This window comes from Granulicella sp. S156 (genome assembly GCF_009766105.1).
Lineage (GTDB): Bacteria > Acidobacteriota > Terriglobia > Terriglobales > Acidobacteriaceae > Granulicella.
The window spans coordinates 377674-392389 of the sequence record NZ_LMUH01000025.1 but is presented as its reverse complement, the minus strand read 5'-3'; the positions used below and the strand labels follow the sequence as shown (position 1 = coordinate 392389).

The following is a 14716-nucleotide window of genomic DNA, read 5'->3' as shown; positions in this document are numbered from 1 at the left end:
TATCAATGAATACACAGTATCGCAACATCACCCTTTCTGGAACGGCTAAACGTATCTACTCCAAAGCAAACGCATCTCATTTCTCGGCATATTCGTGGCGAGCAGCCAAAATCCTTAACGCAGAGGGCGCAGGGGAAAAACGCAAAGGCCGCCACGACACCCTCTGCGACCTTTGCGAAACCTCCGCGTCCTCTGCGTTAAGGATTTTGCTGTTGCTTGTTCCTCGTATGTGCTAGGTGAATTTAAATGCGGTTGTCTCGGTATCTTCTCTGAATAGATTTCAAAAGAACGGGAATTTATCCCGTTCATCCCTCCTCAGTCCCGCTCGTCCCAACTCCTTTGCTCCACTGAAATACCATCACGTATCTCTTGATTCATGAAAACTCTGCTCTTCACGAGGACACATTGGCCGCTTGCACTTTGCATCGGCGCGCTTTGGCTCGCAGGCTCAAGCCACGCCCAAACCTCAAAAGAATCCGACTGGCCGCACTATGGAAACGATGAAGGCGGAATGCGCTACTCGGTTTTGAAGCAGATCGACCGCGACAACGTTTCGAAGCTCAAGGTCGCCTGGACATTCCATACCACCGACATCTCGGACGGCAGCGGAGATAGACATCGGAGCGGGTTGGAGACGACTCCGATTATGGTCGATGGAACGCTCTATCTCACCACGGGATTCAATCGCGTAATCGCCGTCGATCCTGAGACAGGGACGCAACGATGGGCCTACGATCCCCACATCGACCAGACCTGGGATTCAGGAGATGGCTTGATTAATCGCGGAGTCGCCACCTGGGTTGATCCTGAGCGATCGACGCATAAACTATGCCGCCGGCGCATCTTTGAGGCGACCATCGATGCACGCCTCATCGCTCTCGACGCCGTTACAGGAGCGCCTTGCTCTGACTTCGGTGAGAAGGGCCAGGTAAACCTTCGCAATGTCCCTGGGTTTCGAAGCGGCTGGTACCACATCACCTCCCCACCCGCAGTCATTGACGACATCGTCATCGTAGGCTCTGCGATCGACGACAACGGACGTGCCGAAATGCCAAGCGGCGTAGTGCGAGCCTTTGATGCTCGCACGGGTACGCTTCGCTGGAGTTGGGACCCGATTCCACCAAACCCTTCGGCATCGGCGGCCGGAGAGGCCAAAGGAAAATGGTTGACCGGCGCCGCGAACGCCTGGTCCATTATGTCCGTGGACCAGAAACGCGATCTGGTCTTTATTCCTACAGGCAGTGCCAGTCCGGATTACTATGGCGGCTTGCGGCCTGGCGATAATAAATGGGCCGATTCGGTTGTGGCGCTCCAGGCCAAGACAGGACAGATCGCGTGGGGATTTCAGTTGGTGCATCACGACCTCTGGGACTACGACACGGCCTCTCCGCCATTGCTCGCAACGCTGCCGCACGAAGGCAAGCAGGTTCCCGTCGTCATTCAGGGCAACAAGACAGGATTTTTGTACGTGCTCAATCGAGATACAGGGAAGCCCCTGTTCCCAGTAGTCGAGACGCCTGTGCCGCAAAGCGATGTGCCCGGGGAGGTCACTTCGCCGACACAGCCGATTCCCTCGGCTCCTCCACCGCTGGCGCCGCAGCACCTCTCCGCGGATGAGGCCTGGGGCCTTACGGCTGCGGACCGTGAGACGTGCCGTACGTGGATACAGGAACTGCGCAACGAAGGCATCTTTACTCCGCCGAGTCTGAAGGGAACACTGGCCATCCCGGGCAACATCGGCGGAATGACCTGGAGCGGATATGCCTTCGATCCGCAACGGAATCTGCTGATCTCCAACACGAATAATCTTCCAGCCAAGGTAAAGCTGATTCCGCGCGCTGAATTTGATTCGGCTCCAAGGGAGGAGAAGGGAGAATACACCGCTCAAACCGGAACTCCCTACGGAATGTTTCGAAGTTTCTTTCGTTCGCCGGAGAAGAATCTGCCGTGTGTTCCGCCGCCCTGGGGAATGCTCACAGCGGTAGATATGGCGAACGGAACGATCCGCTGGCAGATCCCACTCGGTCAATTCAACTCGACGTCGCTACCTGGGTCTCCCAGCTTGGGAGACTCGGCGTCGCCACCCGGGTCTCCGAGTTTGGGAGGACCTATCGTAACTGCGGGAGGCCTTGTCCTGGTCGCCGGTACGATTGATCCATTTCTGCGTGCCTTTGATACTCAGACCGGGAAGGAACTATGGAAGGCGAAGCTTCCCGCCAGCGGCCATGCCACGCCGATGACCTATCAATACAAGGGGAAGCAATACATTGTGATTGCCGCTGGAGGCCACGCTCATATTGACGAAGAACCTCAGTCCGATGCCATCGTAGCGTTCGCTTTGCCGTGAGGGTTAGAGCGTCTTCACAACCCCAAGGATCGCAGGTATCTGACTTGCACCCGCAACCTATTTTGATTTCAGCCCTAGGAACGTCTCAACGTCCTTTTTCCAATAAGGGCCGTTGTCACGATCGCTGTCTCCAAGGGCTTGCACATCGTCATTGGCGGCAGCCTGCAGGGCTGTTCGGGCATAGGTCACTTCCACAGCCGTATGAGATCGATCTAGGGGCGTAAGTTTTACATCGACGATCGTCACGAGGACATCAGGAATAAACGAAACGTATTGCATCCGTCCGCCCGGCACATTAAAGATCGTATTGATCCAAATGCTGTTATGAGGACCATGCTGGACCGTGAATACCGCTCCCTGTACGTCCTTCCCAGGTTGAGGGTAAAGAAATACAGGATTCCAGTGCTTGCCCGCCCAGCCTCGCTCCGCTTCGGGACCGAAGAGTGGCGCCACACGCTCCAGCGGGGCAGAGATGTCGAAGTGAAAACTGTTGCTGACATGCGTGAGTTCAGCAGGTGATACGTTCGGTTCAATCTTTTGCGGGGAAGTCATGGCAGAGACCAATAAGAGGGTGGCGAGAGTATGCAGTATCATTTGCGCTCCTTCAAATGATGGCTGTCGGACGCATGGAGCGTCATTCCGTAGAGAGTTTTGAGCTGTTCGATGTCCTTAAGCGTCTGCGGGGAGAACGCCGTCTTGCCTTCAAAGGCATGCAGCACGATACCTTCCATCAGATCTCCCAGGCTCATGTCCTTGAGTTCAGCAACAGCTTTCAGGACCTTCAACAGCCGCTTCTCGATCCTGACTCCGGTCTGAACCCTTTCGACTTCGACAGCCCCTTCCAGTTCTTCTGGTTGCTTCATATGTACCAATGTACCACAGTACCAAGATAGGGTCGACGAGTCGAAAGCTGGCTGGCACCAATTCCGCCACAAAATGCCACAAAAACTGATGCCTGCAGCCGTGGCTCGATCCAGGGATTCTTCTGGCGGTCACGGCTGCAAGATAAGATTGTTGCTGCATGCCAGACCTTGTGATCCAGACCGCTGAAGTCACGCTACACGGTTCAGTACTGGTCTTATTGCAGTTCGACGTCTGTGAAGAGATTCGTCTTGACCAATTGCGAGCACTGATCAGTGCTCGCACTGTTGAGCCTCCCAACCTGAAACATCCTGCTCCGGGATATGTCCGCTATCAACGCCCGCCCGTCGTCGAACCCGTGGAGACGTTGGTGCTGGAAAGCGGCGAACGGTTACAAGGTGAGATCAAGTACTACGACTACGGCGTACTGAGCGTCGTCTTCGAGCTTGCTTTTACTGGAGGATGGGACAAGCTGACGGGCTTGGCAAGCCGGTGGGTATGGGATGTAGACTTCGCGGCGCAGGCCACAGAGATCGTTCGCGGCAGACTGGCACGTGCCGCCCCTGCATTGATCAAGCCGTACAAGGAATGGCTGAGCGAAGACTACCTCATCTTCCATATCCGGGAGGTTAATAGTTCACCCTCCGTCACGGACCTGATCCAGAGGTACGGCTCCTGCATCGCGCAGGTGGTCCGCGGTGATATGGGGAAACTGGCCGAGAGTGAGTGCAATGAAGTACTGCAATCTCGCATCTCCTACTATGCCAATGATCTGGCTGTGATCGGATGGAATGCGGCATTTATCTACGACAGCACTTCGGGCGCGGAAACCGCTATCCAGTTGCTGGAGTATGCGAACTCGCAGCTGCTCGAGTTTCGCCACTACGACGATCTGCTGACGAAGGAACTGGAACGTGTGTATACCCTCCTCGATGAAGGAACAGGCATCTTTGCGCGATGGCGGTTGGCGCGGTCGGCAACTCGCCTGCATACGGTCCTGCTCGACGTGGCGGAGCTAACGGAGCACGCCGATAACGCCATTAAGTTCCTCAGCGATATGTTTTCAGCCCGGCTTTATAAACTGGCGGCATTAAAGGTAGGCGTGCCTGACTATAAGGACCTCGTGACCCAGAAAGTGCGTACTGCCGAGGAACTATATCGCTTCATGGTTGACCAGTTCAATCAGACCCGGGCATTCTTCCTGGAAGTGACGGTCGTCATCATTTTGATCATCGAGCTGGTGTATCTATTTCGCGGCAGACCGTTCTAGGCGTTTCTTGTAGGTATTGCCAGCGGCACGGACCTTGCTAGGGACTACTTGGAAGCCTGTTTAAAGATGGTGGGATATGGCAAGTGTTAAGCGCGATTTGTCTGGGGAGAAGATCCTTCAATCCAGTATTCGTTGTATCGCGAGAACGGCAGACGTGTGCGGGGAGGGTGTCGTGTGGCACCCTCCGCACGATGCTATTTATTGGACGGACGTCAACCGGAGACTCCTGCATCGCCTCCTGCTGAGTTCTAACCATCTTCAGACGTGGGAGTTCGATGAGCCGGTTGTAGCTCTTACTCTTACAACCAATCCAGAAGAGCTACTCGTTGTGCTTGGCGGTCATATCCTCTTGTGGAACCCTGAGAGCGACCGTCGCGACACTATTCTTTACAAGTTGCCGCAATGGCCGGCAACACGTTGTAACGATGCCCGTGTCGACCCGGCAGGAACTCTCTGGTTTGGAACAATGCAAAACAACGTTGCAGCCGATGGCAGCACGCGAGAGACAACAGAATGCATCGGTCAATTGCTCTCTCTCGATGGCAGCGGAGTTGTAAAGACGTGGCAAAGCGGAGTTGGCATCGCCAACACAATTGCCTGGTCGCCGACGGACGACTTGATGTATTTCGGCGACACATTGCGTAATGAAATCTCTGTGTATGACTATGACAAGTTAGCCCAGCAGATATCTCGTAGACGTGTCTTCAGCGAAGGGTTCGATCGTGGTTTGCCGGATGGCTCTGCGATGGACTCTGAAGGTTTCTTATGGAATTGCCGCTATGGAGGAGGTTGTATTGTGCGCTTCGCACCAGATGGGGCAGTCGATCTCGTCATTGACACGGCGGTTCCTAATCCGACTACCTGTACCTTTGGCGGGTCTGATTGGAAGACACTCTACTTCACCTCAGCAGGAGAAGGTACACAACTCGGCGGAGTGGAAGATGGTGGGATTTTCAGTATGCGAACGCATGTTGCGGGACTTCCGTCTGCTTCGTTTCGGCCATAGCTCAACCGAGAACCGCGTGAGTAGTTCGCTATCGACAGCATAGAATGTATCGGGAGTGAAAGAGGAGTTCGTCGCCGAGAAGGGTTAAATAGCCTAAGTCCCAAAAGCAGCTAGCAGCTGCTAGCTGCTGTCTTTAAAAAACTCGTAGCAAGAGTAAGATGATGACGATCAACAGGATTAAACTAACGCCACCGCCGCCATAGTAGCCTAACCCAGGCCCCATACGATAGCCGCCAAAACCGAAAACCAAAAGCAAGACGATGAGAATAATGAGCATAAATGTTCTCCTAACCCTGTAGGATGCTCATTGCCTGCCAAGCAGCCGTAACGCCTTAAAAGAAAGATAGAGTAGGCAAAGCACCAGCGCTGGGCAAAGCTAATAGGTCTTAGATGCATCTTTCAGTGCTACCGCTTCCCCGGAAGTCTATCTGTCTGTATGAATGTCGTCGCTCATCCATCTTCGAAGTGGATATATTCCAGAATCAAAAATGAGCTAATCCGTCAGACACGACCTGGGCCCTCAGAAGTAGGTATCGCGATGCGCAATTATTCGAAGAGGGTTGACTGATCGGGCGTATCATCGGGCGCATAAAAGTTATTGAGGCCGACACCAACTAGACGAAATCGTTGCCGTGAACCCATGTCTACCCTCTCTCTTAATGAAAGCGCGATGGTGGTGAGTTCTTCGCAGGATGAAGGTGGAGATTCAGGCGTATGGCTGCGGGTGAGAATGTTGAACTCACTGGTCTTCAGTTTGAGCACCACTGTTCGTGCAATGCGCGATTCTTTGCGGGAAGCAATCCATGTCTTCTCAGCGAGCCGCCGTATCATCGGCTCCGTCTCTGCCAGAGTAACGTCATATTCAAAGGTGTCTTCGGCCGATATAGATTGCGTGGGTCTATTGGGCACGACCGGGCTATGGTCGAGGCCTCGGGCGAGCCCGTGTAGACGTATGCCATATCGTCCAAAAGAGTTCTCCAGCGCTTCCAGTTCGTGTTCTCTGAGATCGCCGACAGTTCTTATTCCGAGTTGTTCCAGCTTCTTTTCGGTCACTTTGCCGACGCCGGGAATACGGCCGACCGGCAGTGGTGCGAGAAACCCTTCTACCTCTGTTGGCTGAATCACAAAGAGCCCGTTCGGTTTGCGCCAGTCTGAAGCTATCTTTGCCAGAAACTTATTGGGCGCCACGCCCGCTGAGGCTGTGAGCTGTAGCTCCTGCAGAATCTGTTCGCGGATTGTGACGGCGACACGGGTAGCGGTGGGAAGCCCCGCCTTGTTCTCCGTGACATCGAGGTAGGCCTCGTCCAGGGAGAGCGGCTCGATCAGGTCAGTGTGCCGCTGGAAAATCTCACGCACTGCATGTGAGACAGCTCTGTATCGCGTGAAATCTGGCGGAACAAAGATGGCGTCAGGGCATAGGCGTTCGGCATGAATGGCCGCCATAGCCGAGCGCACGCCAAATCGTCTTGCTTCATAGGAAGCCGCGCAGACAACAGAACGCTTGCCCTTCCAGGCGACGACGACAGGTCTGCCGCGCAGCTTTGGATCATCTCGCTGCTCGACGGACGCATAGAACGCGTCCATATCGATATGCACAATTTTGCGAAGGCTCATCCCGCAACCATGGTATTCCCGTCCTATAAGTCGCGTCACGGAGGTGCCAACTTATATGGACAGAGAAGAAGTCTTCAAGAGGGCGAGTTGAACGTGCCTCCAGGGGCTGGCTCTTCCGCCGGAGTTGGCTTCTCTGCGAAACTGGCGAAGAAGGAGTTGATCAGATTGCCAGCGGACATCTGTGTTGGCGCTACCTCTGCGTCAACCGACCTGGCCCACTCCATCATGAGCGTCATCGGAAACCACTGACGTACATGCGATCCATCCGTATTTGCCGCGGACATCTCCGGCGGAAAGTCGATGAGTTTGACAAAGAGCGAGATGGGCGGCCAGATGACACTGGGCTTCGAAGTGTAAGGCGACTTGCAGAGTTCAGCGGAGCTCGTGACAAGATAGTCGCGGCACCGCAGGGGACGAATGGGATGGATGCTGCAGGACTCGTCTTCGAGGAATGGGCAGGGGATATGGAGATCGAAGTAGTCCGAGCCGAGTTGCCGAAGCGTGTCCTGGTCTCCATGGCGATACGCGTGTAACCGCTGCAGCAGGCCACTCTCTTCCATGCGAGCCACTGCAGCGTCGAAGCGGGCCATCAACTCCATGCGCCGTTCCTCGGGGAGATCGATCATCCACTCAACGAGCAGACGCGCTTCCGAGTAGGTGATCGGAACCATCTGACGGCAGCAGGCGCCGCAATGGGGAGCGCAGGTAATGGTCTTGCCATCGCTGGTGGCTTCCTGAATCCCGATATCGGTCATGGCATCGCTGAGTTGGTGGAGGATTGGCAGCAGATCCACAACGCGAGCCGGGCCAGTGGGGAGATCCCCCTTCGCGGCGATTCGATATTGGCCGACCCCGAGCGAGATTTCAAAGGGAGCCGTGGACTCGGCGGATGTTGCCGGGTCTTCTTTGGAGCGCGCGTCGTCCTGTGCGGACATAAAGGCCTCCCGTCAATAGATTGGTGACAGTCCAGACAGTATGTCGCATATCTCACACAACTGAAAAGAAATTTCTAGCAATGTATGTTCACGAGGCTATTCTCGGTGTCTATACTGATTCGAAAGAATCTAAGAGTTCCCGCCGGACTGAATAGATAGCAGGTTGGATAAGACCGGTGAAGGAGATGCGCGTGGCAATGACGGTATTGGCAGCGGCGCAAACAGACATCGGCTGCGTACGCGGGAACAACGAAGATAGCTTTGGTGGCGACGCGGAGCACCAGATATATGTGGTGTGCGACGGCATGGGTGGCGTTGCGGGTGGCGAAGTCGCCAGCGCTATTGCAGTCGAGGAGTTCCTGAAAGCCTTTGGCGTGGCCGTAACCACCGGAGACGCGGACGCGGAGACGTCGAAGAGCGCACTGTTTCACGCCGCGATAGCTGCGAACAGGGCGGTGTATGACCGCGCGCTCCTGGAGCCGCATCACCGCGGGATGGGGGCTACGCTGGTCGCCGCGCATGTGATCGGTGAACGGCTGATGGTTGTCAACGTTGGAGATAGCCGGGCCTATCTGTTCCGCGAGGGAGAACCCACGCAGTTGACGCTGGACCATACGTTTCTTTCCGAGCAGGTGCGGCGAGGTCTCATGACGCAGGCAATGGCGGACGAGTCTCCGATGCAGTCAGTGATTACACGCGCAATAGGGATTGAAGAGAGTGTCGAGCCGGATCTGTTTGGTGTGGATCTGGAACAGGGTGACCTGGTGTTGCTAGCGTCGGATGGCCTGACACGCTATGTGACCGACGAGGAGATTGCCCAGATGGTAAGCAGTTCCGAGCTTGCAGGGCCGCAGGAGCTTGTCGTGCGTTGCGAGAAGCTGATTGAGCTGGCCAAGGAGCGTGGCGGTGCTGACAACATCACATGCATCCTGCTGCAGTCCGCGGCAGCGTAAAGTCGACATGAAACACCCTTACTTCGCGCTGGCTACATCGGCGACACAGCGCATGCCGGCAAGATAGTTATGGTCAAAGACGATGGGCTGCTGCATGGTGACATCGAATTTGACGACCAGCGGCGTGCCATCGGGTAGATGAATCGGCGTGCCAGAGACCTCGAGCGGGAACTCCAGGTGCCCTGAACTGGGTGTCCAGGTAGACTTCGCTTTATTCATAAGCTGGAAGATCGCCCATGGTCCATTGAACTGCAGCAGAGGCAGGTTCTTCGCGCCAAGATAGCTGGCAGTGAGCGTGGCGCTCTGTGAGGAGCCTACGGTCCAGGTGAAAGTCTTGGCTTCGTTGGGGTTTGATATCTGTTGGCTGTCGACGGCGATGGTCGCGTTGGTAATGCCCTGACTCGGCAATTCGCGAATGGTGAAGGTAAATGTAGGCTGCTGCGCGTTGTTGGCGAACATCGCGTGTGAGAGGCCCGCAGCATGATTGAAGAACGAGAGGAAGCCTCCCGTGACGCGAACTGGTGCGTTGGGTGCGGGCGCGTACTGCAGGCCTTGTTGCACGATGAGCGTTTTAAGGTTGGAGTCGTAGAACTGCCAAAGCGCGCCACTGCCGGGCTGTAGCAGAGCTTTTACTTCGTCAGGAGACGCAGGTGTGGTGCTGGCAGAGTTGAACGGGAACTCCGCCGTCATGTGATTGAAGCCGCTGCAGAAGCTCTTGCCGCCGCCGTTGGCCTGTGCGGGAGCCATGCCTCGCACCAGTGCTTCGGTGGAAGCGATGGGATCCTGCATGAGTTTCAGAACGATGCCTTCGACGTGTGCAGTCTGATCGATATGGAAAGCTTGTGAGGTCTGCTGAGCTGCTGAGTGGGCCGTGGTGGCGGCGCTGATGATGGGGCCGGCGGCGGCGGGATCTGTTGCCCCACCGGGGTTCTGCGCTACCTGTGATATCGACCCTTGCAGGGCAATCAGCGCGTTGACGTAGGCCGTGTTGCCTGGGCCTATGTACTGGTTCGTCGCCGATGGCGGCACGAGGGCTTGTGTGGGCTGGAAGGCGTCTGCGATCGTTGGCCACGAGACAGCCGTGTTGCGCGAGACGGTCCAGAAGAGAGCGAGGAGGGGCGAGGTCGCACCCTCAATAGTGTTAAGCTTCGCAGCGGCGTCTGGCAGGCTACGATAGTGAACCACGGCAGCGGTTTTGAGGAAGGTACGCCATTGATCGAGGTAGTCGGCGCTGTAGCGCTGCGTCAGGTTTGTAGTGAGGTTGGCATAGTCGAGGGACTGGCCGGCCTGATCACCGAGCACCCATACCTCGCCGTTGAAGTAGCGGTCAGGGTGCAGGATGGCGTCCTGCATGAAGGTGAAGCCCGGCTTGGTAAAGGCAGCGGGAACGATATGCGGCGCGACGACGGTTTCGGCAGAGCCGGGGAAGTCGCGATTGAAGTCGATTGCGGGGTTGGTCTTACCAGCGGCTGCCAACATGTTCTGGTAGATGCGCTCAATTCCGCCGAACTTCGAGAGATAGATGCGAGCGTGGGTTACGACGCCCATATCCGGTGAGATCGTGTAAGGGTTCTTTTCTTTGAGATAGGCCGAGTAGAAGTCGAGTTGGCGGCGAAGAAGTATCTGGTTCTCCAAACTCAGCGTGCGCTGGTTCAGGTAGTACTGCTGCAGTACCGGTGAGAGGAAGTCGACGGTGCTCTTGTCGTGGTTCGAGGTAGTCGTCAGGTAGGCGCGCAGCGGATCGTAGGTGGCCTGGTAGTCCGCTCCAGGTGCGGGAGTGTCGGGAACTTGGCCGAGTGCCGTGATGATGCGAGTCTGGGTTTGCGAAAGGATAAGTTGGCGGAAGTGCTGGAAGTAGGTTTGCAGGCCGGCATCAAGAAGATCATCGCCTTCGTAGAGGCCCATGCGATAACTCATGGGAGCGCCGTCTTTCCGATAGCCTTGCAGCTGTACCAGTACACTGCGTAGATTGTCCATCTGCTGTAGATCGGTTCCGGCGGCGAGTTCGGTGGTGGGAGAACTGAGCGTTGGGAGGTTCTGCTGGGACTTCTTGATCGCGCCTGCGAGCGACTGGTTGTTCGCATAGGAGACGATCAGCATTACGAAATAAGCAAAGAGCAGGAAGCAGACCGTGGCCAGCGCGAGGCGGCGCATCAGATTTACCTGCTTACTGGCTGTGCTCGATTCCAGCGCGCTGCGGTCCTGCAGGATAAGGTTCGGGAAGAGATACGCGAGAAATGCCCACTGCGCGACCTTGCGCGAAGTGACAGAGGGGTTCTGCTGGACCTGCGCGGCCTGTGCGGCGCGCGCGGAGAAGAACTGTGTGGCACCGGCATTGAGGGGCGAGGCGGAGGGCTGTACCGCTGCTGCGCTGACGGATTCCTGGATCACATTGGCCCGCACGCCGGTAAAGAAGAAGCCGCGAATATAAGGGCTGGCGCTAAGCTGGCTCGGGCGTGCGAGTTCGACGAGATACTCCACCAGTTGCTGCTTTAGTTTGCGTAGTTCGCGCGTGAACTCATAGATGGCGGCGCGCTGTGCCGCTTCCTGTTCGCGCGAGAGCAGGTCGTAGCGAAACTCGGAGAGCGAGTAAGTGAGCTCGTCGAAGTTCTGTCCGATGATCTGCGAGGCGCGCTCGCCATAGAGTCCGGCGTTGGCGGCGAGGAAGGGAAGCGTCGCGCCGAGCAGTTGCGTGGACTCCTGCTGATTGAGGTTCTTTACGTATTCGGCGAACTTCGGTACTCGATCCAGTTTGGTGAAGAGCACATAGACCGGAAGCGAGATGCCCATCGTCTGAGACATCTCGCGCAGGCGGTCGTTGAGCTGCCGTGCAGAAGCCTGAAGTTCTTCGGGCGACGCCCCGGCGAGGAAGCGCTCGCAGTTGACGCATACGACGATAGCGCGCGCAGGCAGGCGGGAAGAAGCAGCCGCTCGAATGCGATTCGGCAAGGTGTGCCGGATGATGGTCTGCCAGAGGCCGCGCTGTTTCCACGCAGGCGCGCCTATCTCCATCACAGAGGCCGGCCCACTGAACCACACGTTGACGAACTGAGTCGCTGCGACTTCCGCCTTCTCACGGTAGATCTGGCCAGAAAGCAGCTCAGAGTCGAGTCCCGAGTTGAGCACAATGCTGGTTTTGGCGGAGTTCGCCTCGCCGAGGACATAAATAATGGGCAGCGCACTGAGCTGCTTGACGCCGGCTTTGGGTGACTGTGCCAGGCGATGGTCGGCTTCATTCAGGAGCGTTTGAAGAGCGGTGCGTTCGTTGGCAAGAGCAGGATCTGAGGCAGCGGAGAAGGAAGGGTCCTTACTCATAAACCAGAGTGCGAGTATCGCGGCGATGATGCCGACTAACGCAAGAAGGCCTATGAAGAGAGCCATTGTGCTGCCGGAGAGCTTCAACAGAACTGCGGCGACATAAATAAGGATGAGATAGACGACGAGCCCAAGGATGATGAAGATCTTCTTGCTCACGGCGGACTCCAGGCGCTAGCGCGCGTAGCTGACATTAGTAGCTTGAATGCCCGAGAGGGTCGCACCCTCGGTGATCTTGAGACCAGCGAAGCCAAGCACGGTCAGAAGTAAAAGGCCGAGCGTGCCGAAGATCAGCGGCATCATCCACGGGTCTTTGCGCGAGACGGTCCGGATCTCGACCGGACGGCTCTTCATCCAGACGCCGCTGTTGCCACGGATGCGGTGAATCTTATCGGCGATAGCCGATTGAATCGCATGCAGCTCTCCGGCGTCGCCGAGAGCATAGCGTCCGCGAAATCCAAGCAGGAGGCAGAGGCCGTGCAACTCAAGTACATCGGCGACCTCCGGCGAGTCTTGCCGTGAGAGCAGATCGCGGATGTTGCGGAAGGCGGTCTCACCCGCAAGATGGCCGCCGAAGAGCTCTTCCTGCAGTGGCCGGCGCGACCAGTCGGAGAAAGCCGGATTGCCGGAGTTTAGAACGCTCTCGTCCAAAAAACCAACTACAGCGAAGACGGCCATCTGTGCAACCTCGCTTGAGTAGCCGATGTTGCGGGCCGATTGCAGCGCGTTCTGTATGGCCTGGCGAATGTGCGTGCGGAAGAGTTGTGCGTCGGAGACCTGCTGCTGTTGATAGCGAGTACGCAGGACGGCTGTAAAGACCTCCTGAAAGACGAGCGCCAGCGAGTTGGTCCGTGCTGTCGCTTGTACGGCCTGTATGGGTGGTTGAGACGTAGCCATTAGGCGTTCTCCAGAATGACAGTTAGTTCGAAGTGCGGATCGCGAATCTCGCCGGGGATATAAATGCCGACCTTGCGTGTTTGTAGAATGTGTTCCCAGCAGGGTCCTGAGGTGCTGACGCTGAAATACTGCATGTCAGCCTGTGCACGCATCGCCGAAGGGGGAACGGGAACATGCGTAAGCACAAGACCCGGCACAGCACGTTTGACGAGTTCCGGAACAAAGCGCGCCGAACATACCTTGACCAGTTGCGGCACGTAGCGAAGCAAATCAGCTTCGCCGATATCAGAACGAATGCCGAAGATCCAGCGGGCACGGCGGATGCAGCGCTCATCCGTTACAGGTGCCTCCTGAATATAAGGTTCGGCACTGGGCACAAAGTTCAGTTTTACCGAGTTGGAAGGAACGACGATCTCAAGATGTCGCCGGATGTGTGCGTCGAGCTGGCGGAAGCCCTGGCCGGGATTCATGTGATCGTAAGCAGGCAGTGTTGAAGGATCGGAGTCGACCGCAAAGGTGCAGAGCGCTCCGGCCAGCTTTGAAAGTTCCATGAACAACTCTTCAGGATGTCCGCGCTTCGTCGCATAAAGATGCTGTAACGTTGGCATCGCTGAGTGGAGCGAGTGCAGAAACCAGTAGTTCGCGACTTCCAGCGCCGAGATGCCGACCTGAAACTGTCCGGGCTTTAGATCTCCCCGCGCGATCGTCCGGCTTTTTTCGGTAAGTGTCTCCATCAGGCGCTTGATCAGCACCATCAACGCGTCGCTGGCGTGAATGCGCAGGCACGCAGGGATAAATTCCGGGTCGTACATCAGACCGCCGTTGCCGTCGCGCAGTACTCGTGCAATGGGCAGGGATGTGAGGTCGGGAGTGAGTTGGTCCTTTGTGAGTATCTGCAGGTTCTTTGCGCCGAGAGTAATCTCGCGGTCTTCGATCCCGCTTGTCTCATCGCGCAGGGTGCGCTCCATGCTTCCGTAGCGAACGGAGCCGCGATCGGCCGATGGATCAAAGTCGAGTCCGTTGTCTTTCCGGCGGGGGATGGCGAGAAAGATCGGTAACTCTGCATCCGTGGGTGGGAAGGCCGCGAGGATGTTGACGGCTGGCGGCGCGTCGTCGCATTCAGGTACATCGAAGGTCAGGCCGTCGGGCATCATGCCGGAGGCATGTAACAGGACAGCACTCCCATTGCGAATGGCTTCGGTATCGAGTTGCAGGTTTAGAAATCCCCAGGGGTTGTGCCACAGACTTACCGTAAGAAAATTCAACAAGTCTTCAAAGTAGCGGCTCTGGGTTTGAAAGTGATGCGGCCCTAGATACATGCCCTCGGACCAGACGACTCGTGAAAGAAATTTCATAAATGAGTTCCTGAACTCTGGCGGAGCTTATGCAACCGATGCAATTGCATTCAGTTACACGTGACGCATGAAACATGGCGACCCGTGCTTGATGAGGTTCAATTAAGTTACTGAATGGTGCATGGATATTAGGTTTTTATGGCCTTTACTGTCAAGTGCGGCA

Annotated in this window: 12 protein-coding genes; 4 read left to right on the top strand and 8 right to left on the bottom strand. The window is 56.3% G+C overall.

All coding sequences use genetic code 11. The features are described 5' to 3' along the window. The first annotated feature begins 376 nt into the window (after positions 1 to 376). A complete protein-coding gene (locus tag GSQ91_RS20430) occupies positions 377 to 2347 on the top strand; it encodes a pyrroloquinoline quinone-dependent dehydrogenase (RefSeq protein ID WP_158823596.1) in 1971 nt (656 codons plus the stop codon). A gap of 57 nt (positions 2348 to 2404) precedes the next feature. On the opposite strand, the gene GSQ91_RS20425 is transcribed toward GSQ91_RS20430, so the two are convergent. After that, positions 2405 to 2941: a hypothetical protein gene (locus tag GSQ91_RS20425; protein WP_158823595.1), complete on the bottom strand. Its 537-nt coding sequence runs from the start codon at positions 2939 to 2941 to the stop codon at positions 2405 to 2407. After that, the gene (locus GSQ91_RS20420) at positions 2938 to 3210 is read right to left on the bottom strand and encodes a hypothetical protein (RefSeq protein ID WP_158823594.1); all 273 of its coding nucleotides are present in this window, start codon (positions 3208 to 3210) and stop codon (positions 2938 to 2940) included. Before GSQ91_RS20420 ends, GSQ91_RS20425 begins: the two co-directional genes overlap by 4 nt. 158 nt (positions 3211 to 3368) lie before the next feature. Here GSQ91_RS20420 and GSQ91_RS20415 point away from each other — a divergent pair, with 158 nt between their 5' ends. Continuing rightward, positions 3369 to 4478: a hypothetical protein gene (locus GSQ91_RS20415; protein ID WP_158823593.1), complete on the top strand. Its 1110-nt coding sequence runs from the start codon at positions 3369 to 3371 to the stop codon at positions 4476 to 4478. Between the two features lie 76 nt (positions 4479 to 4554). Further along, complete coding sequence (locus GSQ91_RS20410) at positions 4555 to 5484, top strand: SMP-30/gluconolactonase/LRE family protein (RefSeq protein ID WP_158823592.1); 930 nt, start codon at positions 4555 to 4557, stop codon at positions 5482 to 5484. Between the two features lie 133 nt (positions 5485 to 5617). On the opposite strand, the gene GSQ91_RS20405 is transcribed toward GSQ91_RS20410, so the two are convergent. The 3 genes from GSQ91_RS20405 to GSQ91_RS20395 all read right to left on the bottom strand — a co-directional run bounded on the left by GSQ91_RS20405 (position 5618) and on the right by GSQ91_RS20395 (position 8033). After that, entirely contained in the window at positions 5618 to 5761 is a 144-nt protein-coding gene (locus GSQ91_RS20405; RefSeq protein ID WP_158823591.1) for a DUF3309 family protein, read from the bottom strand. 269 nt (positions 5762 to 6030) lie between these two features. Continuing rightward, positions 6031 to 7098, bottom strand: coding sequence for a DNA polymerase IV (gene dinB, locus GSQ91_RS20400; protein ID WP_158823590.1), 1068 nt, complete (start codon positions 7096 to 7098; stop codon positions 6031 to 6033). A gap of 74 nt (positions 7099 to 7172) precedes the next feature. Beyond that, positions 7173 to 8033 (bottom strand): YkgJ family cysteine cluster protein, encoded by an 861-nt coding sequence (locus GSQ91_RS20395; RefSeq protein ID WP_158823589.1) that lies wholly within the window; start codon positions 8031 to 8033, stop codon positions 7173 to 7175. A gap of 197 nt (positions 8034 to 8230) precedes the next feature. On the opposite strand from GSQ91_RS20395, the gene GSQ91_RS20390 reads away from it, so the two are divergent. Next, positions 8231 to 8986 (top strand): Stp1/IreP family PP2C-type Ser/Thr phosphatase, encoded by a 756-nt coding sequence (locus GSQ91_RS20390; protein ID WP_158823822.1) that lies wholly within the window; start codon positions 8231 to 8233, stop codon positions 8984 to 8986. A gap of 18 nt (positions 8987 to 9004) precedes the next feature. On the opposite strand, the gene GSQ91_RS20385 is transcribed toward GSQ91_RS20390, so the two are convergent. The 3 genes from GSQ91_RS20385 to tssK are packed head-to-tail and all read right to left on the bottom strand — an operon-like array spanning position 9005 to position 14553. After that, positions 9005 to 12460 carry an ImcF-related family protein gene (locus GSQ91_RS20385; RefSeq protein ID WP_158823588.1) on the bottom strand — a complete coding sequence of 1152 codons (3456 nt, stop codon included), beginning with the start codon at positions 12458 to 12460 and terminating at the stop codon, positions 9005 to 9007. A 15-nt stretch (positions 12461 to 12475) separates the two neighbouring features. Then, complete coding sequence (locus GSQ91_RS20380) at positions 12476 to 13198, bottom strand: DotU family type IV/VI secretion system protein (RefSeq protein ID WP_158823587.1); 723 nt, start codon at positions 13196 to 13198, stop codon at positions 12476 to 12478. Continuing rightward, positions 13198 to 14553, bottom strand: a complete 1356-nt coding sequence (tssK, locus tag GSQ91_RS20375; RefSeq protein ID WP_158823586.1) for a type VI secretion system baseplate subunit TssK — start codon at positions 14551 to 14553, stop codon at positions 13198 to 13200. The genes GSQ91_RS20380 and tssK overlap by 1 nt, the downstream gene beginning before the upstream one ends. Positions 14554 to 14716 lie beyond the last annotated feature (163 nt).